The sequence below is a fragment of the Pyxidicoccus sp. MSG2 genome, assembly GCF_026626705.1.
Lineage (GTDB): Bacteria > Myxococcota > Myxococcia > Myxococcales > Myxococcaceae > Myxococcus.
On the sequence record NZ_JAPNKC010000001.1, the window covers coordinates 3,422,645 to 3,443,515 of the forward strand.

Annotated in this window: 18 protein-coding genes; 8 read left to right on the forward strand and 10 right to left on the reverse strand. The window is 71.7% G+C overall.

Features of this window, described 5'->3' with window-relative positions; translation table 11 throughout:
* Window positions 1–5 precede the first annotated feature (5 nt).
* The gene (locus OV427_RS12865; RefSeq protein ID WP_267856379.1) at window positions 6–1,907 is read right to left on the reverse strand and encodes a DUF4178 domain-containing protein; all 1,902 of its coding nucleotides are present in this window, start codon (window positions 1,905–1,907) and stop codon (window positions 6–8) included.
* The gene (gene speD, locus OV427_RS12870; RefSeq protein WP_267856380.1) at window positions 1,904–2,290 is read right to left on the reverse strand and encodes an adenosylmethionine decarboxylase; all 387 of its coding nucleotides are present in this window, start codon (window positions 2,288–2,290) and stop codon (window positions 1,904–1,906) included. The genes OV427_RS12865 and speD overlap by 4 nt, the downstream gene beginning before the upstream one ends.
* Before the next feature lie 99 nt (window positions 2,291–2,389).
* On the opposite strand from speD, the gene OV427_RS12875 reads away from it, so the two are divergent.
* The gene (locus tag OV427_RS12875; protein WP_267856381.1) at window positions 2,390–3,385 is read left to right on the forward strand and encodes a lipase; all 996 of its coding nucleotides are present in this window, start codon (window positions 2,390–2,392) and stop codon (window positions 3,383–3,385) included.
* A gap of 1 nt (window position 3,386) precedes the next feature.
* Here the strand turns inward: OV427_RS12875 and OV427_RS12880 are convergent, their stop codons facing one another.
* Complete coding sequence (locus OV427_RS12880; protein WP_267856382.1) at window positions 3,387–4,475, reverse strand: peptidylprolyl isomerase; 1,089 nt, start codon at window positions 4,473–4,475, stop codon at window positions 3,387–3,389.
* Window positions 4,476–4,504: 29 nt separating this feature from the next.
* Window positions 4,505–5,455, reverse strand: coding sequence for a hypothetical protein (locus OV427_RS12885; RefSeq protein ID WP_267856383.1), 951 nt, complete (start codon window positions 5,453–5,455; stop codon window positions 4,505–4,507).
* A gap of 179 nt (window positions 5,456–5,634) precedes the next feature.
* On the opposite strand from OV427_RS12885, the gene OV427_RS12890 reads away from it, so the two are divergent.
* From OV427_RS12890 to OV427_RS12900, 3 genes are read left to right on the forward strand one after another with little or no spacing between them, the layout of a single operon-like run.
* The gene (locus tag OV427_RS12890; protein ID WP_267856384.1) at window positions 5,635–6,381 is read left to right on the forward strand and encodes a peptidylprolyl isomerase; all 747 of its coding nucleotides are present in this window, start codon (window positions 5,635–5,637) and stop codon (window positions 6,379–6,381) included.
* Window positions 6,381–7,130 carry an alpha/beta hydrolase gene (locus OV427_RS12895; RefSeq protein WP_267856385.1) on the forward strand — a complete coding sequence of 250 codons (750 nt, stop codon included), beginning with the start codon at window positions 6,381–6,383 and terminating at the stop codon, window positions 7,128–7,130. The genes OV427_RS12890 and OV427_RS12895 overlap by 1 nt, the downstream gene beginning before the upstream one ends.
* A 4-nt stretch (window positions 7,131–7,134) precedes the next feature.
* Window positions 7,135–7,548 (forward strand): secondary thiamine-phosphate synthase enzyme YjbQ, encoded by a 414-nt coding sequence (locus OV427_RS12900; RefSeq protein WP_267856386.1) that lies wholly within the window; start codon window positions 7,135–7,137, stop codon window positions 7,546–7,548.
* A 45-nt stretch (window positions 7,549–7,593) separates the two neighbouring features.
* Here the strand turns inward: OV427_RS12900 and OV427_RS12905 are convergent, their stop codons facing one another.
* From OV427_RS12905 to OV427_RS12920, 4 genes are all read right to left on the reverse strand, one after another.
* The gene (locus tag OV427_RS12905) at window positions 7,594–8,031 is read right to left on the reverse strand and encodes a hypothetical protein (RefSeq protein ID WP_267856387.1); all 438 of its coding nucleotides are present in this window, start codon (window positions 8,029–8,031) and stop codon (window positions 7,594–7,596) included.
* Window positions 8,032–8,159: 128 nt separating this feature from the next.
* Window positions 8,160–10,025, reverse strand: coding sequence for a L,D-transpeptidase family protein (locus tag OV427_RS12910; RefSeq protein WP_267856388.1), 1,866 nt, complete (start codon window positions 10,023–10,025; stop codon window positions 8,160–8,162).
* A gap of 156 nt (window positions 10,026–10,181) precedes the next feature.
* A complete protein-coding gene (locus tag OV427_RS12915; protein ID WP_267856389.1) occupies window positions 10,182–11,003 on the reverse strand; it encodes a class I SAM-dependent methyltransferase in 822 nt (273 codons plus the stop codon).
* Window positions 11,004–11,051: 48 nt separating this feature from the next.
* Window positions 11,052–12,305: a peptidase C39 family protein gene (locus tag OV427_RS12920; RefSeq protein ID WP_267856390.1), complete on the reverse strand. Its 1,254-nt coding sequence runs from the start codon at window positions 12,303–12,305 to the stop codon at window positions 11,052–11,054.
* Window positions 12,306–12,489: 184 nt separating this feature from the next.
* Here OV427_RS12920 and OV427_RS12925 point away from each other — a divergent pair, with 184 nt between their 5' ends.
* The 3 genes from OV427_RS12925 to OV427_RS12935 all read left to right on the forward strand — a co-directional run bounded on the left by OV427_RS12925 (window position 12,490) and on the right by OV427_RS12935 (window position 16,989).
* Window positions 12,490–12,969, forward strand: coding sequence for a nuclear transport factor 2 family protein (locus OV427_RS12925; protein WP_267856391.1), 480 nt, complete (start codon window positions 12,490–12,492; stop codon window positions 12,967–12,969).
* Between the two features lie 85 nt (window positions 12,970–13,054).
* Window positions 13,055–14,626 (forward strand): SDR family NAD(P)-dependent oxidoreductase, encoded by a 1,572-nt coding sequence (locus OV427_RS12930; RefSeq protein WP_267856392.1) that lies wholly within the window; start codon window positions 13,055–13,057, stop codon window positions 14,624–14,626.
* A gap of 122 nt (window positions 14,627–14,748) precedes the next feature.
* A complete protein-coding gene (locus OV427_RS12935) occupies window positions 14,749–16,989 on the forward strand; it encodes an ATP-binding protein (protein ID WP_267856393.1) in 2,241 nt (746 codons plus the stop codon).
* Window positions 16,990–16,999: 10 nt separating this feature from the next.
* Here OV427_RS12935 and OV427_RS12940 read toward each other — a convergent pair whose 3' ends face one another.
* Complete coding sequence (locus OV427_RS12940) at window positions 17,000–19,501, reverse strand: PAS domain-containing protein (RefSeq protein ID WP_267856394.1); 2,502 nt, start codon at window positions 19,499–19,501, stop codon at window positions 17,000–17,002.
* A gap of 307 nt (window positions 19,502–19,808) precedes the next feature.
* On the opposite strand from OV427_RS12940, the gene OV427_RS12945 reads away from it, so the two are divergent.
* Window positions 19,809–20,177: a hypothetical protein gene (locus tag OV427_RS12945; protein WP_267856395.1), complete on the forward strand. Its 369-nt coding sequence runs from the start codon at window positions 19,809–19,811 to the stop codon at window positions 20,175–20,177.
* Window positions 20,178–20,334: 157 nt separating this feature from the next.
* Here the strand turns inward: OV427_RS12945 and OV427_RS12950 are convergent, their stop codons facing one another.
* The gene (locus OV427_RS12950; protein WP_267856396.1) at window positions 20,335–20,871 is read right to left on the reverse strand and encodes a hypothetical protein; all 537 of its coding nucleotides are present in this window, start codon (window positions 20,869–20,871) and stop codon (window positions 20,335–20,337) included.

A 20,871-nucleotide genomic window follows, 5' to 3' on the forward strand; every position in this document is an offset into this window, starting at 1 on the left:
GGAACTCAATCCGCGAAGTTGCTCTCAGACCAGCGCTGCGTCTCGAAGCCGTGCGAGCGGAACAGCGCCCACGCGGGCCCCACCAGCAGCAGGACGAAGGCGAAGCAGAACCAGCTCCCCCGGGGCGAGTCGTGCGTGAGCTTCACATTGAAGGCGCGCGAGCGGGCCGGCCCCGGGTCGAAGGACGCCGTGGTGCGCAGCACGTACTTCCCCGGCGGCAGCGGGGACAGGGTGGTGCTCCCCGAGCGCGAGCCCTCGCTCCACGAGCCATCGCTGTCACTGCCGCTGTAGTAGCTCAGCTCCTCGTAGAACCCCACCACCTCGCCCGTGTCCTGGTTCACCAGGTCGCCCTGGACGCCCAGCCAGTCGTTGTCGAGCGCGGCGGCGGAGACTTCCACCTCCATGTTGCCGCGTTTGGTCAGCTCGAAGGGCTTGCTGAACTCCATCGCGGCCGGCGTGCCGGGCTGCGCGTCCGGGGGCACCACCACCGCCATCTCCTGCACCACGCGGTTGTCCGCGCGCACGGAGAAGAAGCCCGCCATGACGAGCAGCCCCGCCATCCAGAGCAACGTCCACAGGAAGGTGGAGCGCATCCCCGCCTTGTGCGGGTTGGGCTGACTGGGGGCGATGCCCTGGGGCGGCGGCAGGGACTCCTTCAGCTTGAAGGCGTCCTTCACCACGCCGGGCGCCAGGTACTCGCCGTGGGTGTACGTCACCTCGTCCTCGGTGGCGTCCACGTTCACCGAGTACGGCGGCGCCACGTACTCCGTGGCCTTCGCCCACTCTCCCGCCGTCACCTCCCAGTAGAACTCGCCCTGCACGGCTTCCGTGACGGCGGTGACGTTCTGGAAGGCCTTGTAGCGCCGGCTCTCGTAGAAGGCGGCCACCATGGGTGCCAGCTGCACGTCACCGGCGGCCATCGGCTTGAGGAACACCCAGTGGCCGTTGGAGTGCATCAGCCACGTGAAGCCGCGCGCCGGGTGGTAGAGGAGGTACTCCTCCCACGGGTAGCGCACGCCCTCCACGGTGCACGAGCGCACCAGGTAGCCGATGCACAGCCACTCCGTGCCCTCCAGCGTCCCCTTCGCGCCCAGCGGGATGAGGGGCGCCTCGGTGGGCTTCTCCAGCAGGCGCAGGAAGGACAGCTGCCCGTGGCTGACGTCCAGCAGCGCGCCGCAGTAGGGGCACGCCACGCGCAGCGACTTGTCCGGCGCGCGCAGCTCCAGCGGGCCGTTGCAGTTGGTGCAGCGCGCCTGCTTCATCTCCACCTTGCGCGCACGGGGACGGAGCTGGCTGGCCGCGATGCCGAGCTGCTCCAGCTTCAGCGCCTCGCCGGTGAAGACCTCCGGGTCCTGCCCGCGGGTGCCGAAGTCCAGCGTGAGGAAGGTCCCCTTGCCGCCAGTGGCGTCCACGTACCAGGCGTCCTGCGTGGGGTCCACGTCGCTGGGGAGCTGCCCCTCCGCGGACACCACGCGCCCGTGGCCGCGCTCCTCGATGACCCAGGCACGGTTCCTCAGGCGCAGCCGCTCGCCGGGTTGCAGGCTCTCCAGGACGAGCCCTTCCTCCACGCCCGCGTCGAAGAGCAGGTGGAAGGCGCCCTCGGACTCGCTGATCCACCCGGTGCGGCCGTCGTCGAACTCGACGTACCACTCGTCCCAGGGGCCGGCGCCGTGGTCCTTCTGGAGGTGGCCGATGATGCGGTAGCCCGCCCTGGCGTATCTGCCCTCCGCGCCCAGTTGCAGCGGCGAGTCGGTGGGGACGATGCGGCCAATCTTCCCGTGGGCCTCGAACGTGGCCCCGCTGCGCGCCACCACCGTCTGGCAGTGCGCGCACACCACCACCTGCGCCGAGCCGGCGGTGAACTCGATCAGCACACCGCACGATGGGCACTGTCCCTGCTGCGTCACGCCACCCCTCCCCGCTTCAGCTCTCGCACATGGCTGGACGCCGCGCCCAGGTGCCGCGCCAGCAGGGACTCGAAGTCCGGGCGCGCGCGGGTGCGGCAGCAGTAGACGTTGAGCGCGGCGAAGCCGTGCTCGGGGAAGGTGTGGATGGTCAGGTGACTCTCCGCCAGCAGCGTCAGGCCGGTGATGCCGCCCGGCTCGGGGAAGACGTGCCACTGCGGCTGGCCCACCACCTTCAGGTGCAGCAAGACGATGAGCTCCTCGAAGAGCGCGGCGAGCGCGGCCGCGTCCTTGAGGCGCTCTGGCGCGCACCCACTGGCGTCAACCAGCCACTCCTGTCCGGTGGTCAGCGTCGGAACCCCTCCTGCGTGACGGCTTCTTAGCATGCCACCTGCCCTCGAAGGTGAGCCCATGTCGGCCATCCGGGCAGGCGTGGCGGGGCCGTTGGCGCCCGGGGATGGCTTCCCGGTACGCTTCCGCGGGAGATGACGCAGTCGCTGCCCGACGTCGCCCTTCCGCCGCCCACCCCCACTCCCGCCCCGGCCCGCGAGTCGGGCGCCATTGCCCGCCTGTCGCGAAGCCTGCGCGGCCTGCCTCCCGCGGAGCGCTGGTGGGGCCCCGGCTGTGGCGGCCTGGCCGGCTGGCTGCAACGCTCCGCGCAGGGGCTCCCCGGCGAGGACCTCACCCCGCGCTTCAAGGCGCTGCTGACGCGCGTGCGCGAGGGCGAGCCCGTGCTGCCGGACGCGGCGAAGCGGCACCAGTACGTGCTGGTGCGCGGCATGCTGGGGGACGAACTGCCCGGTTACCTGCTGGACAACGTGCAGCGGCTGGAGCGCCGGGGCCTGGACGTGCTCGAGGCGCCGGTGGACACGGAGGGGCTCATCCGCGACAACGTGGCGGTGCTGCGCGAGGCACTGCTGGACGCGGAGCACTTCGGCCGCTCGGTGGTGCTGGTGGGCCACAGCAAGGGCGGCGTGGAGTGCACGGCCACGCTGGCCCTGCACCCGGAGTTGCGCCGGGTGGTGCGCGCGGTGGTGACGCTGCAGGCGCCCTACGGCGGCTCCTCCCTCGCCCATGACCTGGCCACCACGCCGGAGATGCGGCGGCTCATCGACTTCGCCTTCCCTCTGCTGTTCCATGGGGTGTCCCGGTCCGTGGAGGAGCTTTCCTATACAAGTCGGATGGCGTTCATCCGAAAGCACCCCTACCCGGCCGGCATTCCCACCGTGTCGCTGGCCACCTCGCGCCTGTCGCGCCTGTCCAGCCTGTACCCCCTGCAGCGCTACCTGCGTGACAGGTACGGCTACGCGTCCGACGGCCTGGTGACGGCCCTGGACGCGGAGGTGCCCGGCGCGGGCGTGGTGCGCCTGGACGACATGGATCACGCGGAGGGCGCGCTGCGCGCCCTGCCCGGGTTCAATCGCTATCACCCCGGCGACGTCACCGAGGCCATGGTGGCCCTGGCGCTCGACGCCCGCTGATTCAGGCCGGCGCGGTCAGCTTCACCTTCTTCATCACGTGGTCGACGGTGGCCAGGTGCAGCGCCAGGTCGTACAGCCGCCGGGCGAGCGCCGCGTCCTCCTTCACCGTCTTGCCCAGATCCTGGCGGGACACGCCGGACAGGCCGGCGAGGTCGTTGATGAGCGCATCCGTGGCCTTCTTCTCCGGCTGCACGCCGTCACGCGTGGCGATGGCCCGCAGCGCCAGGGCCAGCGTCAGGCGCCGCACCGCGTCCGCGCGGGTAAGCGAATCCCGCTGCCACCCCTCCAGCGCCTCCTGCAGTTCGTCCGGCTGGAAGGCCTTGCGGGCGAGGATGGGGCGCTCGGTCTCCGCCCAGCGGCGGCGGATCTCCTCGTTCACCAGCGCGGTGGACAGCGACACCTGCGTGCGCTCCACCAGCACGTCCATCACCCGCTCCTGGGTGAGGCGGTCCATCTCCTCGGTGCGCTCGCGGGCCAGCTCCTCGCCCAGGTGGCGCATGACGTCCGTGAGGCTGGCCATGCGCAGCCGCTTCAGCAGTTCCGGCGAGTCATCCGCCAGGAGCTTCAACTCCTGCGCCGCCTTCACGTCCAGGAGGAAGCGCGCCGTCTGCCCGCGCAGCGACTCCACGGGCCAGGTGTCCGGCAGCTTGAGCTCGATGCCGAAGGACTGACCCACCTTCGCGCCGGCCAGCGCCTCGAAGAAGCCCGGCAGTACCGGGTCCGCAATCACATGCGTCCGCCAGTCCTCCCGCGTGGAGAAGGGCAGCAGCCGCCCGTTGGCGAAGCCGAGCACGTCCAGGAGCACCTCGTCCCCCACGCCCACGTCCTCACCCGGCTTGCGCACGCGGCGGTCGGCGTACTGGCGGCGGAGCGCATCGAAGCGGTCGAGGACGTCCTGCTCCGTCAGCGGAGCCGGGGGCACCAGGGCCACCGTCAGCCCCTCCAGCGAGGGGGCGGTGACGGTGGGGATGTCCACCGGCTCGGTGCTGTCCAACGAGAAGGCGGCGGGCATCCGCTTCATGATGCCGAGCGCGTGAAGCTCGGCCAGCGAACGCGCTCCGCCGCCCTTCGGGTCGTCCTTCGTCGTCATGACGCGAGTATGCGTCGGGACGGATGAGGCTAGAAGAAGGAGCCGATGAAGCTGGACACCGTGGAGACGGCGGCGCCCACCTGGCTGACCACCGGGATGTTGGTGGCGGCGGCGATGGAGCCCAGCGCGGTGATGCCGGCGGTGACCTTCTTGCCCGCCGAGGCGTTCGGGTCGGCAATCGTGCTCACGGCGGCGGCGGTGTCCGCCGCGGCGATGGCCACGTTCAGGCCCGGGGCGAAGCGGCCGGCGGCGCGAGCCACCGCGGTGCCGCCACCCTGCACGGCGGCGCGGGCCGCGTTGGCGCCCAGGCGGCCAGCGGTCTCCAGGCCCTCACCCGCGACGCGGGCGGCCACGTTGCGCACCACCTGGCGCGAGGCCCCCTGCACCGCCTCGCGGGCGGCGGCGCCGGCCACGCGGTTCGTCACGGCGCGGGCCGCGTCGGGAGCCGCCTGCGTGAAGGCGGTGCGGGCCGCGTTGGCGGCGGCGCGGTAGTTGCTGACGTTGCCGGCCGTCTCCAGGGCGCCCTTCGCCACGTTGAGGCCGGTGGAGGCGGCGCTGGCCACGGAGCCCGCCGCCTTGTTGGCGCTCTCCAGCGAGGGGTTGCGGAAGAAGTCGCGCGTGTCGCGGAAGGCCAGGTAGGCGGCGCCCGGAAGCTGCGAAACGCTGGCGGCGGTGCCCGCGGCGCCGGCCCAGCGCGCCCCACGGGTGTTGACGCCCTCCACGGTGCCGGCGCTGCCACGGCCCGGAATCTCCCAGGGGCCGAAGCGCTGCGGGCCCGCGGCGTTGCGCACCTGGGTGGCGGCCACGGCGTCGGAGATGGACTTCGCGCCGTTGGCGACCTGGCTCACCCGGTTGTGGGCCGTCTCGAACCGGTCCGCCTGCCCCGGCGCCGGGGCCGGAGGCCGGGGCGCGGGCGCCGTGGGACGCGCCGTCGGCGTGGACGTCGGGGCGGGGCGGGTCTCGTTACGGATGGGCGCCATGAGAAAGGGACTCCAATGGGATCTTCACGAATCGCTACCGGATCATCGGGCCTTCCGCCCCGGAGTTGCTTCGGGGCGGGGCGGTTGTGTCTCTTTTTACTCCAGGTGCGTGACAGTGGACAGAGGCCTCCGCGTAAACCCCTGGAATCCGTTGAAGGTGGCGTCTAGGTTCGCCCGCCATGCGGACCCGAATCCTGACGACCGTCCTCCTCTGCCTCTCCCTCGCCGCCTGCAAGGACTCCGACAAGAAGGAGTCCTCCAGCACGCCTCCTCCGGCCTCGCAGACGCGGCCCGCGCAGCCCGCACAGGCCCCCGCCGCCACGCCGCCCGCCGCCACGCCGCCCGCCGAGGCCGCCGCCTCCGGCGAGTGGACGAAGAAGGTGCAGGCCGGCCAGGAGGTCTACGCCACCCTGACCACCAACCAGGGCGCCATCGTCGTGCGCCTGTTCTCCAAGGACGCGCCGAAGACGGTGGCCAACTTCGTGGGCCTCGCCACGGGCGAGAAGCCGTGGACGGACCCCAACTCCGGTCAGCGGGTGACGGACAGGCCGCTGTACCAGGGCGTCATCTTCCACCGCGTGATTCCGGGCTTCATGATTCAGGGTGGAGACCCCACGGGCACCGGGCGCGGCGACCCGGGCTACCGCTTCGAGGACGAGTTCCAGAGCGGCCGCACCTTCAACAAGCCCGGCCTGCTGGCCATGGCCAACGCCGGCCCCGGCACCAATGGCAGCCAGTTCTTCATCACCACCTCCACGCCGGACTACCTCAACAACCGCCACACCATCTTCGGTGAGGTGGTGCAGGGCTACGACGTGGTGGCGAAGATCTCCAACGTCCAGCGCGACTCGCGGGACAGGCCGCAGACGCCGGTGGTCATCGAGAAGATTTCGATGAGCGACCAGGCCCCGGCGGGCGCGAAGTGATGGGTGGCCGCACCGCTCGACGCCTCGCCACGCGGCTGGGTGAGCTGGAGTGCAACGTCGTCGACGCGCTCCCCGAGGGCGCGGCGCCCGAACTGGCCGTCATCCTCTGTCACGGCTTCGGCGCTCCGGCGACGGACCTGGTGCCGCTCGCGCCGGAATTGATGTCGGTGGAGGCGTCGCTCGCAGACCGCGTGCGCTTCATCTTCCCCGGCGCCCCGCTGACGCTGGCGGAGTGGGGCATGCCCGCCGGGCGCGCGTGGTTCCACCTGCCCGAGGCCATCATGCGCGGGCAGCTCCGCGACTGGGACCTCTTCGCCCGCGAGGTACCTCCGGGCCTGCCGGCCGCGCGCCGGGCGATGATGAGCGTGGTGGACGCGGTGTCCACCTCCACGAAGCTGCCGTATGGCCGCATCGTTCTGGGCGGCTTCAGCCAGGGCGGCATGGTGACGACGGACGTGGCGCTGCGGCTGGAGGAAGCGCCCGCGGGTCTGTGCATCCTGTCCGGCACGCTCACCTCGGAGGCGGAGTGGCGGCAGAAGGCCCAGGCCCGCAAGGGACTGCCCGTGTTCCAGGCCCACGGCCGCGATGACACCGTGCTGCCCTTCTCCGCCGCCGAGCGCCTGCGCGACGTGCTGACGGAGTCCGGGCTGGCGGTGGACTTCCACCCCTTCGACGGGCCGCACACGATTGACTCCGAGGAGCTGGAGCGGCTGGCCGCGTTCCTGCTGGCGCGGCTGGGAGGGCGCTGACGGCATGTACCACGCGAAGGAGCTGACGGTGTCCACCCGGGGCCGCGGCTTCACCGACATCACCGCCGAGGTGCAGCGCGCGGTGACGGAGAGCGGCGCGCGGCAGGGGCTGTGCACGGTGTTCCTGCACCACACGAGCGCGTCCCTGATTCTGTGTGAGAACGCGGACCCGGACGTGCGCCGTGATTTGGAGTCCTTCTTCGCGCGGCTGGTGAAGGACGGGGACCCGCTCTTCGTGCACGACGCGGAGGGGCCGGACGACATGCCCGCGCACGTGCGCACGGTGCTCACACAGAACTCCTTGAGCATCCCCGTGAAGGACGGCTCCGCGGCCCTGGGGACGTGGCAGGGCGTCTACGTCTGGGAGCACCGCACGTCGCCGCACCGCCGCCGCGTCACCGTGTCCGTGGTGGGGTGAGCGCGGCCCGGAAGACCCGCCGGGCCGCGTTCCGGTGACGGCGAATCAGTAGCAGTAGTACCAGTCGGCGCTGAGGTACGTGCCGGTCGTCGCCCCGGTGGCATCCCGCAGCTGGAACTTGGGCTTGATTCGCTCGGAGGGCGGCGTGCCCGGCGGGAGCTCGTCGCAGTAGTACGTGCGGGTCGCGCTCCCCTCGTTCATGGTCGAGGAGTAGGAGAAATCCTCGACGTAGAGGTACCCGTTCTGCCCCCAGAGGTACGTGAAGGGCGCGACGCCGCTCGTCGGGGTCGCCGTGCAGGTGATGGTCGTCGCGGACGTGCGGCTACAGGAGAGCGAGGCCGACAACCCGGCCTCGGAAGTCCCCAGGGTGGAGTCCTCCTGCGTCGCGGAGTCGAGCCCCTCCCGCGGAGCACCACCACATGCCGCCAGCATCAGCGCCGCGGGAGCGAGGAGAAGCGCATCACGAAGGGAGAAGCATCGCATCGGTCTGCCTCCAGTCAGGTGAGGCGCGGGAGTGCGCCTCCCTGGAGGCAGACGAGAACACACTTACTCTTGAAATCCAATGACATGAGCAACAGCCTGATTCCATGGCCGGACGTCCCACGGCCTCGCTACCGCTCGCGATGCGCGGTGGCGGCAACCGTCACCTTGCGCTCCTGGCCCTTCGCGCGCGCCTGTCCCCGGATGCGCACCCAGGAGCCGGGCGCGTCCGGCGTCGCGTGGACCATGGACCAGCCGGTGGGCACCTCGGGCGCGGCCCAGGTGTAGAGGGCGCGGGCATCCTTCGGAGCCAGGTTGATGCAGCCGTGGCTCATCGGGTCGCCGAAGCGGTCATGCCAGTAGGCGGTGTGCAGCGCGTAGTCGTCCTGGAAGAACATGGTCCACGGCACCGTGGCCACGCGGTACGTCTCGCCGCCCGTGGTCCCGTTGCCCGTCATGTCCGCCTCCGCGAACTTGAGCCAGATGCGGTAGAGCCCCTCCGGCGTGTCCGTGCCCGGCTTCCCGGAGGAGATGAGCGTCGCGTACACCGGCCGCTCGCCCTCGTAGGCCACCAGCACCTGCGCCTCCAGGTCCACGTCCAGCCACCGCTCGCCGGGCTCCACCCCGGGCGGCGCGGGCGTGAACCAGGCCACGTGCAGGTCGTCCCTGGCCACCCAGTGGTTCTCCGAGATGAGCACCCAGTTGCCATCCGCGGACAGCTCCCGCACCGCCACCAGCGTGCGCGGCGGCAGCACCGTCTCCCGCGCGGCCTTCGCGTCCGGCGCCACGCGCACGTCCACGTTGGCATCCGGCCGCCGGCGGGACTGCGCCCACGCGAAGGGCGTGGGCAGCTCCGCGAGCAGCTCGGCATTCACCCCCTCGAAGGAGGACGGCCGGTACTCGCGCAGCACGCGCGCCTCCAGGTACTGGCCGTCCGCGGTGCGCCAGAAGGTGCGGCGGCCCACGCGCACCTGCCCGCGCAGTTGCACCGTCACCGAGCCCTTCAGCAGCACGCCCTTCTTCTTCCTCCGCGCCAGGGCGAGGCTCGGGTACGCGCGCACGCGCCGGCCCACCACGCGCGCGTAGATGCCGGGCGTCAGCTCACCCTCGCGCAGCTTTGGCAAGTCACGCACGCGGGGCTCGCGGAAGTTGGGCTCCAGGTAGCGGTCGCAGACCCAGCCGCGCGGCTCGATTTGAATCCACGCCTCGCAGTCCGGCCCGCGCATGGCCGTGTCGCCCTGCCAGCGTACGCGCATGTCCTGGGCCACCGTGCCCAGTGGCGGCGCATCCCGGCGCGGCTCCTGGCGCACGGCGATGGAGCGCCTCACCCGCAGCGAGCCCGCATCGGGCGCATAGGGAATGGCGAAGGGCGCCGTCCCCGCATCCGCGCCGCCGACGGGTTCCGAGTCCGGCTCGAACTCCTCGGGGTCCAGGGACGGGTCGATGTCGCCGAGCACCAGCCCCGTGTCCTCCAGCGGCTCTCCGTCGGGACCGAGTACCAGCTCCGCGCCCGGGTTCTTCCTGTCTGGAATGACGACGAGCTGCTCGGCCGGCGGAGGCTCCACGTCCTCCGCTTCCCCATGTGGCGCGGGCCTGGGCATGGCGCTGAGTGCCGGGTCGTTCGCGAGCGCGGGGCCCTCGGCTCGCGAGTCGTCGGAGCCGGCAGGCGCGGAGGCCACCCCAGGCGACGACTTCACGTCGGTGGAGGCCGTGCCACCATCTGGCGCGGTCCGCTGCCACGCTGCGAGCAGTTCTCCCGAGGTGGGGCCACTACCGGAGGCCTGCGCGCTCGGGCCACCGTCAGCGGACGGCGCCCCCGAATCGGCGGCGGCCTGCACAGCAGCCACCCGCGCCGCGCCTGCGTCAGGCTCGCGGCCACCCTGCGTGGGCACGACGGCCACCGCCACGCCGCCAGCGACACGCGGCTCCTCCGGTTGGGAAGAAGGAGCACACGCGAGACCGGGCAGGAGCAGAGCGAGCGGGAGCCAACGGCGCATGGATGCGACACGCTACGTAGGTGCCCGCCGAGTCACAACGTCGTCCGAGGTGAGGTTGCCTGCGCTCGACTCCGCGCGGGTGTGCATACCGTGCGCCCGGAGCGGCTGTTGTCACATGCAACGGAATGTATCAGCCCGAGCGAGGGGAACCGCCGCTCACTTCCGCGAGCCGACCGTGAGGTACGCGTTGAACAGGCCGACCTGGGGGCCGGTGCCCAGCTCCGAAGAGACCTTGTCCAGCAGGGCCCGCTCGACGCCTCCCCACTTCTCACCGAGCGCCCTCCGCGCCAGCACGATGGGCGCGGCCGAGCGCACCATCGCGTCCACCAGCGCCGCCGTCGAGGCATAGTCCACGCGCGCACTCACCTCGTGCACGGAGACGTCCACGAAGCCCGCTCCGGCCATCTCCCGCTGGCACGTCTCCGGGTCCGACAGCGGCATCATCCCGTCACGCGGCGCCCCGCCTCCGCCCCCGCTCATCAGCTCGGCGAAGCTCCGGTAGAACACGTTCATCGCGGGCGAGCGCTCCAGCGGAATCCAGCTCGACACGACGGCGCGGCCTCCGGGGACGAGCACGCGCAGCAGCTCGCGGAAGCCTCGCGGACGGTCGGGGAAGAACATCAGCCCGAACATCGAGAACGCCGCGTCGAACGTCCCATCCGGCAGCGCCAGCGCCATGCCATCCCCGATGAGCGACTCGACCGCCAGCCCCTCCGCCGCCACGCGCTCGCGCAGCACCGAAATCATCCGGGGCGCGAAGTCCACCGCCGTCACCCGCGCGCCTCCCCGCGCGGCGATGAGCGCCAGCGTCCCGGGCCCGGCCGCCACGTCCACCACGCGAGAGCCCCGTCCCACCGCCGCCCGTGCGAGCGCGTCACGGGCGAAGTTCTCGAACACGGGCTGCAGCTCGCGCACGTACTCCGGCACGACGAGGTCCCAGGCTTCGGGGACGGCGAGAGGCGACGTGGTCGACGACATGGGAAAGGTTTCTCCAGGAAGGGGCTGCGCGGACTTCGACACCACGGGTCACCGCAGGACGCTCACCACGCCCTCGGGCAGCGGAGTGCCCGCCGGCCACAGGACATACGTGGCATGGCGCGAGTGACGCCAGGCCCGCCAGAGCTGCTCTCGCTTGTACGTCACCTCCACCGTCTCGTTCGTCTTGAAGGCGGGGTCGTTGCACACCACGTCCCCTTCCGGCGTGAAGCCCTTCACCACGATGAGGTGCCCGTCCGAGCGGCGCACGGGAGAGCCGGCCAGCGTCCCCTCCTCGTACGCGATGCTGATGCTGACGGGGATTCCCGCGGCGATGAGCCGCTCCACCTGGGCGAAGCCATCCAGGCGCAGCACCAGGCCGTGCAGCGCCCCGTTGCCCATGGCGGCCGCGTACGCGGTGTTGAAGGGCCAGTTGCCGGTGCCCCGGTACGTCCAGTCATAGGTGCGCTCGGCCGACGCGGGCACCGTGGTGTGCAGCTCCGGCCGGCCGAGCTTCTGTCCCCAGTAGCCGAGCAGCATCGTGGTCGACGTGGGCGAGCACCACACCGGCCCGCCCTCCGGATAGAGCATCTGCGAGTAGCCCGGCACGTCCAGCACCGTCCCCCACGCCGCGCGCTCCGAGGCGCCGTCCTCGGCAAGCCCGTGCCTGTCACTCACCGCCGCCGACAGCGCGCGCACGCGGGGCGTGGCCTCCGGCCGAGAGGAGTAGAGCCACACCTTCATCCGCAGCGCATCCGCCCGGCGCTGGAGGTTGAGCGTGTCCGTGGACACCGCGCCGTCCGCGTCGCGCTGGCCCTCCACGCTGTGCCGTGCCACGGGCTCCTTGTCGAAGGCCCACACGCCCAGCTCGTAGTCCTTCGTCCAGGTGCCGTCGATGCGCGCGGCGAGCGTCACCTTCAACCACGTCCCCGGAGGGGTGAGGGCGTCGAAGGAAGGCACCACGGTGGTGAAACCACCCGGGACGAGCTGCGTATCGGAGACCGCCACGCCCTGGCGGTAGTCCCCGCCGACGTAGCGCGTGCCACCCTCCGCATCCAGACCCGAGGCGAACGGCTCGCTTCCCGTCGGCGCCGTCGTGTCCAGCTCCAGCGCCCCATCCGCCGCGAGCACCGTCCCCTCACGGGCGAAGCGCTCGAAGTCCCGCTCCACCGCGCTCCGGCGCCACAGGCGCGCCGGGGGGCCCACGTCCACGGGCGCCTCCTCGGGGCCGCGCGGCTGCGAGACACAGGCCGTCAGGTTGGAGGCCAGGAGAAGCGCGAGCGTCGGCAGGGAGCGGGAATTCACGGCGCGGAGTCTGGAGGGCCCGGCCCCATGGCACAACCCCGTTGTCGAAACCACCCAGGGTACCAGACTTCGCCCGGTCCACTGCTCGCACGCGCCAGGAGGTTCACGGACGAGGCGCTTCTGCATCCAGGTCGTCCACCCCGGGGTACGTTTCGTGCCGGTAGTCCCCCCGGAGGCCGTCCCGATGAAGAAGCCCCTCGCCGCGTGTCTCGTGTTGCTCGCCCTGGCCGCTCCCGCCCTCGCCGCTCCGAAGGGAGAGGAGGCCGCCGTGCTCGAAGCGCTGCACTCGGGCTGCGAGTCCTTCCGCACCGGGAACGAGAGCCTCGCGGCCGAGTTCCTGGCCGACGGCTTCACCCTCACCGACACGTCCGGCAACATCACGACGCGCGAGGAGACCCTCACCGAGCTGCGCAACAAGGAGCCCCGCTACGAGGTCTTCCGCAACCACGACATGAAGGTGAGGCTCTACGGCGACACGGCGGTGGTGAACGGCACCACCTCCGTGAAGGGCGTGGCCGGTGGAAAGCCCTTCGCCGCAGAACTGCGCTTCACGGACACGCTCGTGAAGCGCAACGGCCGGTGGCGCATCGTCGCCAGCCACGTGTCCCCGATGCCGAAGCAGAAGGAGCAGAAGCAGGGCGAGGCAGCACCGGCCCCGCGCTGAGCCGCCCGCCCGCCCCCCCTCCCGTCGAGCCCGTGCCCACCACCGTCCTTCCTTCACGCCCCGCCAGGGGGTATTCAGCGTGGGAATGAAGGACGCCGAGACCTCCCCCGCCCTCCCGGAATCAGCAACGCCGGCCGCCCTGTCGCTGGACGAAGTCCGCCGGTGCACGCAGCTCCTGCAAGCCATGGCCGAGAACCGGCGTCTGGTGACGGAGCTCCCCGAGCCGGAGAAGATTGCCCTCCTGTCCGCCGCCACCCGCGTGGTGTTCCCGGACCGCCAGACGAAGTCGCGGCTCACGAAGACCCTGCGCAGGGAGCGCAAGCAGGCGAAGCAGACGCATGACCGGGAGGTCCGCGCCACGACGGAGATTCGCTCGCTGCGCCGGGCCGCCGTCTTCAACGTGCCCCTGCTCCCTCCCCCGCCCCCTACCGAAGGGCCGGAGCGGCTGCTGGCGGTGCCGCGCAAGTGCTACGTGTGCAAGGCGGAGTACCGGAAGCTGCACTTCTTCTACGACACCCTCTGCATCGAGTGCGCGGACTTCAACTACGCCAAGCGCACCCAGCGCGCGTCGCTGGACGGGAAGGTCGCGCTCATCACCGGCGCCCGCGTGAAGATTGGCTACCAGGCGTCGCTGATGCTGCTGCGCTCGGGCGCGCGCGTCATCGCCACCACCCGCTTCCCGCAGGACGCGGCGCAGCGCTACCTGCGCGAGCCCGACTTCGCGGAGTGGTCCCACCGGCTGCACATCCACGGGCTCGACCTGCGGCACGCCCCCAGCGTGGAGCTGTTCGCGCGGCACGTGGAGCAGACGCACCACCGGCTGGACATCCTCATCAACAACGCGGCGCAGACGGTGCGCCGTCCCCCCGGCTTCTATGAGCACCTGCTGGAGGGGGAGCTGCGCCGGATGGAGGAACTGCCAGAGGCGGCCCGCCCCCTGCTCGCGGGACACGCGGCGTGCATCGCGGCGCTGAACCCGGCGCTCGGCGCTGGCGGCGCGGACGCCCCGGCGCTCGCGCCCACCTGGCGCAGCAACGACCCGGCGATGGGCATCCACTCGTCCGCCGCGCTGTCCCTGCTGCCCTATACACAGGAGCAGGAGGGCGACACGCGCGCCCTCTTCCCCCAGGGGCGTCTGGACGCGGACCTGCAGCAGGTAGACCTGCGCGAGATGAACTCGTGGCGGATGAAGCTGGCGGAGGTGTCCACGGCGGAGATGCTGGAGGTCCACCTCATCAACGCGGTGGCGCCCTTCATCCTCTGCGGGAAGCTCAAGCCGCTGATGATGCGCGGGCGCACCACGCCCGGCCACATCGTCAACGTCTCCGCCATGGAGGGCAGCTTCTCGCGCGGGACGAAGACGGACAAGCACCCGCACACCAACATGGCGAAGGCCGCGCTGAACATGATGACGCTGACCTCCGCGCCCGACTACGCGAAGGACAACATCTTCATGAACGCCGTCGACACCGGCTGGGTCACCGACGAGGACCCGGCGCTGCACGCGGAGCGCAAGCAGCAGGACCTCGACTTCCAGCCGCCGCTGGACATCGTCGACGGCGCGGCCCGCGTGGTGGACCCGGTCATCTCCTCGGAGAACTCCGGCGAGTTCGTGTGGGGCAACTTCTTCAAGGACTACCGCCACACCGCGTGGTGAAGGCGGGCGTCTGCTCGCGCGGCCGGCGGCCGGCTTGCGACGCGGCCCGTTGAATGCTCCGCTTCGCCCCGCCGGGTCCTGCCCGGGCACAACCTCCACCCCTCGTAGCGTCCGCCCGGACCATGTCTCCACGCCCCCGTCATCCCCGGCCACTGCGCTGGCACCTGGTGAGGCTCGTGCTGGGCGCGCTGCTGCCCGTCGTCGCCTTCTCGTGCGGCCTCTTCTTCTTCCTGGCGCGCGCGGAGCGCCAGTCCTCCGAGCGACGGGTGCTCACCTCGGCGCGCTCGCTGGCGGAGGCGTTCGACAGCGAGACGGCCGGCTCGCTGCGCACGCTCCAGGCGCTGGCCGCCTCCTCGTCGCTGGACGCGGAAGACGTCCGGGGCTTCCGGGCGCAGTGCGAGCGGGTGCTTCAGACGCAGCACGGGTGGTTGACGCTCATCCTCACGTCCCCGGAGGACGTCCCGCTGCTGAACACGAGCGTCCCCGAGGGCAGCCCCATCCCTCCCGTCGCGGAGCCGGAGAGCCTCACCCGGGTGCGCGAGACGCTGCGCCCCCTGGTGGGAAACCTCGCCGTGGGACGAAGGTCCCGGCAACTGCTCGCCGTGCCGCTCCGCGTTCCCGTGGTGCGTGACGGGAAGCTGCGCTACGTGCTCACGGCCGTCCTCTCCGCCGACGCGCTCCGGGAGGTGGTGGCACGGCAGGCCTCGGACGACATCGAGTGGACGCGCACGCTGGTGGACATGCACGGCATCGTGGCCGCCCGCACCCGGGACCCGGCGCGCTTCGTGGGGCAGTCCGCGACGGACTCCTTCCTCCAGCGCACGCGCGCCGCGCACGAGGGCGTCTACGCCGACCACTCCATGGAGGGCGAGCCCGTCTATGCCGCGTTCAGCCACACCACGTCTGGCTGGACGGCCACCGTGGTCAGCCCGCGCCACGTGCTGGATGCCCCCGTGCGGCGCTCGCTGCTGGCAGGCGGACTGCTCGGACTGGCCATGCTGCTCTTGAGCGCCGCGGGGGCCTGGGCGCTGTCCCGGCGCATCGGCCGCTCCATCACCGACGCGGCGGACGCGGCGGACGCGCTCGCCAGCGGTGCGCCTCTGCGCGTGGACGCCTCGGACGTGCGCGAGCTGGCGCGGCTCAACGAGGCCCTGGTGCGCTCCGGGCACCTGCTGGAGGCGCAGGACCGCGAGCGCGAAGCCCACCTGGAGGTGGCCGAGGCCGCCCGGGCCGAGGCCATCGCCGCCACGCAGGCTAAGGACGCCTTCCTCGCCATGCTCGGCCACGAGCTGCGCAACCCGCTGGCCCCCATCGTCAGCTCGCTGGAGGTGCTGCGCCTGCGCGGGCTGGCGCAGACGCCCGAGCACGAGGTCATCCGCCGCCAGCTCGGCCACGTGGTGCGGCTGGTGGACGACCTGCTCGACCTGGCGCGAATCGTGCGCGGGCAGATGTCACTCCACCGCGCGCCGCTCGAGCTGTCCACGGTGGTGGGCCGCGCGGTGGAGGCGGTGACGCCGCTGCTCGAGCAGCGCCAGCATGTGCTCGACGTGGCGGTGCCCGCCGAGGGGTTGCCACTGCTGGGCGACGCGGACCGGCTCACGCAGGTGGTGACGAACCTGCTCACCAACGCGGCGAAGTACACGCCGCCCGGGGGACGGCTCCAGGTGCGCGCGGAGTCCGGCGCCGAGGAGGTCATCTTCACCGTCTCGGACAATGGCGAGGGAATTCCCCCCGAGCTGGCGGAGCGCATCTTCGCGCCCTTCGTGCAGGGGCCTCGCTCGGTGGACCGGGGCGCGGGCGGGCTGGGCATCGGCCTGGCGCTGGTGAGCAGCGTGGTGACGGCGCATGGCGGCCGCGTCTCCGTGCACAGCGAAGGGCCCGGCCTGGGGAGCACCTTCACCGTCTGGCTGCCACGCCACGCCGCGCCCCTGGAGGCGCCCGCCGAGCCGGCCCCGCTTCCGCGCCCGGCCGTGGAGCGCGCCCCGCTGCGCGTGCTGGTGGTGGACGACAACGTGGACGCGGCCGAGGCACTGGCCGACCTGCTGGAGATGTCCGGCTACACGGTGGCCATGGCGCATGACCACCGGCAGGCGCTGCAGCGGCTCGACGGCTTCACGCCCGACGTGGCCATCCTCGACATCGGCCTGCCGGAGGTGGACGGCCATGGGCTGGCCGCGCTCATCCGCGAGCGCCTGGGCGACGCGAGCCCCACCTTCGCCGCCCTCACCGGCTATGGCCAGCACGAGGACCGGGCGCGCAGCGAGGCGGCGGGCTTCCAGCGCCACTTCGTGAAGCCGGTGGAGCTGGCCGAACTGGTGGCGTTCCTCGAAGAGGCCCGCCGCCCGCGCCGCGGCGCCGCCTGAGACGAGGCGCTCAGCCCCGGTGGGAGCGGGGCAGGCACACCCGGAACAGCGTGCCCGTCTCCCGCGTGGAGGTCACCTGGACGTGGCCCCCGTGCGCGGTGACGATTTCATGCACGATGAAGAGGCCCAGCCCCACGCCGTTCAGTGCGTCGCCACCGTCGTCCGCGCGGGTGAAGGGTTGAAAGAGCCGGGGCAGCAGCGCGGGCGGAATGGGGTTGCCCGCGTTGGCCACCTCCAGCACCACATCCGTCCCCTCGCCGTCCGCGCGCACCTCCACGGGCACGCCCCGGGCGCCGTGCGTGAAGGCGTTGACGACGAGGTTGCCCAGAAGCTGCGCCAGCCGGTCCAGGTCCCACTCGCCCGTCAGGTCCCCGCACAGGTCCAGGTGGATGTCCCGCTCCGGGTACGCGGCGAGCAGCTCGTCCACGACGATGCGGCAGGCGTCCTCCAGGCTCATGCGCCGGCGCTGGATGGGCAGCGTGGCGCCCTGGCTCACCCGCGCATAGTCCAGCAGGTCGCGGATGAGGTGGTCCATGCGCTGCACGCTCGTGAGGATGCGGGCCGCGCGCTTGCGCTGGGGAGAGTCGGGAGCGCTGTCCTTCAATAGCAGGGCGCTGGAGGTGGCGATGGCCTGCAGCGGGTTGCGCAGGTCGTGCCCCACGATGCCCATCAGCCGGTCTCTCGTCTCGGCCTCGCGGCGCAGGGCCTCGCGCATCTCGTGGTGCGCGGTGACGTCCATGGACACCGCCACGCCCGCGAGCGGCCGCCCCTGCGCGTCGTGGACCCGCTTGGAGCTGAGGTCGAGGTGCTTCGTCGTACCGTCGCTCATGCGCAGGTGCATCGGCTCGCGCAGCACCGTCTCCCCATGCAGCAGCGAGCGCGCCAGGGGCCACTGCTCGGGCCGGTAGGGCGTGCCATCCGGCCGGTAGCCCTGGTAGGCCGCGTACCCGGGGATGCCCTCCGAGGCCACGAAGGGGTGGCCCCAGATGGACTCCACCGCCGCGTTGCCGCGGATGAGCCGGCCGCCGGGCTCGGCGATGACGACGCCCACCGGGAGCTGGTCCAACACGGCTTCCAGGAGGCCGCGCTCGGTGGCCAGCCTGTCGCGGAGCTGCTCGGCCTCCTCGCGGGCGCGACGCTCGGCCTCGTACAGGCGCGCGCGCTCCAGCGCCAGGGCGCACTGCTGGCCGAGCGACTCCATGAACTGGAGCTGCTCCGGCTCGAAGCGCTGCGCGTGCGCGAAGGAGAAGCCGAAGGCGCCGAGGGTGCGCCCGTCCACTCGCAGCGGCAGCGCGGCGAAAGCGCGGCCCAGCAGGGACGGCTCGTCCCGCAGGCCCGGGTAGTCCCGGAAGAGGTCCTCCAGGTCCGGGTACAGCATGGGCCGGCCCGTGCGAACCGCCTCGCGGTACATGACGGGCGTGTCCACGGGGAAGCGCCGCCAGGACTCCAGCACCCCCTCGGGGAAGCCGTGCGCGGCGCGCAGCTCGAAGGAGGCACCGTCCTCGCTCAGCAGCACCAGCGAGGCGGCGACGGCCTCGAGCGCCGCGGCTCCCTCGCGCACCACCACACTGGCCACCTCCTCGGGCCGGAGCGCGCGGGACAGCGCGGACGACACCGCCGCCAGCCTGTCCGCGCGGAGGCGGGAGCGCCGGGACGTGGTGATGTCCTGGAGGATGCCGATGATGCGCAGGGGCCGCCGGTGTGCATCGAAGTGCACCCGCCCGAACGCCGACAGCCAGCGCTCCTCCTTCACGAGCGGCCCCACCACGCGGAAGTCGGTGCGGAAGCATCCGTCGCCTTTGGAGTCGAAGGCCGCCCGCAGGGCCGCGTCCACGCGGGGACGGTCCTCCGGGTGGACGCACCCCATGAGTTGCTCCCTGTCCAGGACGCTCGCGGCGGACAGCCCCAGCAGCTCCAGGCTCCTGGCGCTGAAGTTCCGATGACCCGTGAGGAGCTCGCGGTCCCACGTCCCCAGGTCCGCGCCCTCGAGCGCGAGGCGCAGCCGGTCCTCGCTCTCGCGCAGTTGACGTGCGAAGCGCCCGGCCTCCTCCCCCCGGCGCAGCTCGGTGATGTCGGAGATCATTCCCACGTACCCGGCGACGCGGCCGTCCACATCCACGTGCGGCAGGTAGTCCGCCTGGACCACGCGCGTGCCGCCATCCCGGTACGGCATGGCGCGCTCGAAGCGCACCGGCTGACCGGACAGGGCCGCTCGCAGGTGGGGGAGCGCGGCCTGGTATGCGGAGTCGCCCAGCACCTCACGCACACTCCGCCCGAGGACCTGCTCGCGGGGTACGCCGAACCAGCGCTCGTAGGTCTGGTTGCAGAAGCGGTAGCGCTCGTCGCGGTCCACGTACGAGAGCAGCACCGGCGCGGCGTCCACCGTCACCAGCAGCTTCTCGATGAGGCCCCGGTCGTCCAGCATTCCGCCCTGACGGGGACGCTCACGGTCCAGCACCAGCAACTGGTCGATGACATCTCGCAGAGAGGTAACGGACGGGGATGGAGTCATGACCTGGGGTGAGAAGGGAACAGTAGTGTTCAACCGCCCACCCCACCTGGGGGGTTCGCCGCTTGATTGGCGCTCGACGGGGCGAACCGCAAGACCCCGCACCGCGCTCTGTCAGGCAGCCGGACAGGTGAGGGCCGTGTAGCGGCGCCGCGTTGCCAGAGGTGGCGCTGGAGATTGCTGAAGAAAAGGGGTGAGGGATTTTCGCGGCTTCCTCCGCTCAGCATGTCAGGAGGGCTTCCTAGGCTCTCCTTCGCGTGCAGGGGCCCAGGCCCCCACGACTGACGGGCAATGTCCCGAGGAGACAACCATGAAGCGAGTGTCCCTTTTCTGTGCAGTGATGATGTCGGTGCTCTTCGCGGGTTCGGCCGAGGCCTCGCTCGTCACGGTGTCGGGCTACGTGTGCTCGGCGACGTACACGCGGCAGAACAACGTCAGCTATGGCCAGGGCTACGTGCAGGTGCAGGTGCACAACTCGCCGGGCTGCACCGGCGGTGTCGTCGGGACCTACGTGTACCTGGGCGCCGGCGCGGCCAACGGGGGCTACCAGCACAGCGAGGCCGAGCGGCTGGAGTTCTTCGAGCGAGCCACCACCGCGGCCACCCAGGGTACCCGCCTCAGCCTGTACATCGAGAGCGTGGGCGGGGGCATCTTCAACACGACCTACTACGCGAACTGAGCGCGGAAGCTCCGTGCCACTTGACCGGGACCGCGAGAGGCGGTCCCGGTCGCTCTTCGCGTGACGTGCGCGCCCACCGTTTCCGCGGTGACTGGTGGCGAGTCCGGTTCGACGAAGGCGGGCGGAGCCATTCGCTCCACTGGCATTTCCAGACCGGTCAGGGCGTGGAGACGAACTCTCGCAGGAGGTCACGCTGCGAGGACTCGAGCGGATGCGAGACGCCTGAGACCTCCACCGCCGCCGCATGCGCACGCGCCATGCGGTCCACCACCGAGACGTCCACCTCGACGGTGAGCGTCTGGATGCTCCCCACCTTCGTCCCCCGCGCCTCGTACCCAACACCTTTCAGCGGCACGCGCCGCCCGTCGAGCACCAGCGCCACCGAAGTGCGCTCACTCCAGTCCGACTCCGAGCGGTCCTCCACCGTGAGCCACACCCTCGCGGGCCGCGTCCGGGCGCCGCGCCCCGGCTGGGAGAAGCCCACCTCCAGCCATCGGTCGATAACCTCCGGACCCCAAGGCACAGGCATCACCCCGAGTGTCACCGAGTGCCGCGTCTCACCACCCGTCGCGTCGTACCAGGCCTGGATGCCCTCCTCCGGCACGGGCGGCCCGTACTGAGGCACCGCCGCCACCGGCATGCACCGGGAGCAGGCACTCATCGTCAGCAGCACCAGCAGGAAGGCGCCGCGCAC

Coding starts and splice junctions, on each gene's coding strand:
- speD (WP_267856380.1), bottom strand. CDS start 2,290: ATGCTAAGAAGCCGTCACGCAGGAGGGGTTCCGACGCTGACCACCGGA.
- OV427_RS12875 (WP_267856381.1), top strand. CDS start 2,390: ATGACGCAGTCGCTGCCCGACGTCGCCCTTCCGCCGCCCACCCCCACT.
- OV427_RS12880 (WP_267856382.1), bottom strand. CDS start 4,475: ATGACGACGAAGGACGACCCGAAGGGCGGCGGAGCGCGTTCGCTGGCC.
- OV427_RS12885 (WP_267856383.1), bottom strand. CDS start 5,455: ATGGCGCCCATCCGTAACGAGACCCGCCCCGCCCCGACGTCCACGCCG.
- OV427_RS12890 (WP_267856384.1), top strand. CDS start 5,635: ATGCGGACCCGAATCCTGACGACCGTCCTCCTCTGCCTCTCCCTCGCC.
- OV427_RS12895 (WP_267856385.1), top strand. CDS start 6,381: ATGGGTGGCCGCACCGCTCGACGCCTCGCCACGCGGCTGGGTGAGCTG.
- OV427_RS12900 (WP_267856386.1), top strand. CDS start 7,135: ATGTACCACGCGAAGGAGCTGACGGTGTCCACCCGGGGCCGCGGCTTC.
- OV427_RS12905 (WP_267856387.1), bottom strand. CDS start 8,031: ATGCGATGCTTCTCCCTTCGTGATGCGCTTCTCCTCGCTCCCGCGGCG.
- OV427_RS12910 (WP_267856388.1), bottom strand. CDS start 10,025: ATGCGCCGTTGGCTCCCGCTCGCTCTGCTCCTGCCCGGTCTCGCGTGT.
- OV427_RS12915 (WP_267856389.1), bottom strand. CDS start 11,003: ATGTCGTCGACCACGTCGCCTCTCGCCGTCCCCGAAGCCTGGGACCTC.
- OV427_RS12925 (WP_267856391.1), top strand. CDS start 12,490: ATGAAGAAGCCCCTCGCCGCGTGTCTCGTGTTGCTCGCCCTGGCCGCT.
- OV427_RS12930 (WP_267856392.1), top strand. CDS start 13,055: ATGAAGGACGCCGAGACCTCCCCCGCCCTCCCGGAATCAGCAACGCCG.
- OV427_RS12935 (WP_267856393.1), top strand. CDS start 14,749: ATGTCTCCACGCCCCCGTCATCCCCGGCCACTGCGCTGGCACCTGGTG.
- OV427_RS12940 (WP_267856394.1), bottom strand. CDS start 19,501: ATGACTCCATCCCCGTCCGTTACCTCTCTGCGAGATGTCATCGACCAG.
- OV427_RS12945 (WP_267856395.1), top strand. CDS start 19,809: ATGAAGCGAGTGTCCCTTTTCTGTGCAGTGATGATGTCGGTGCTCTTC.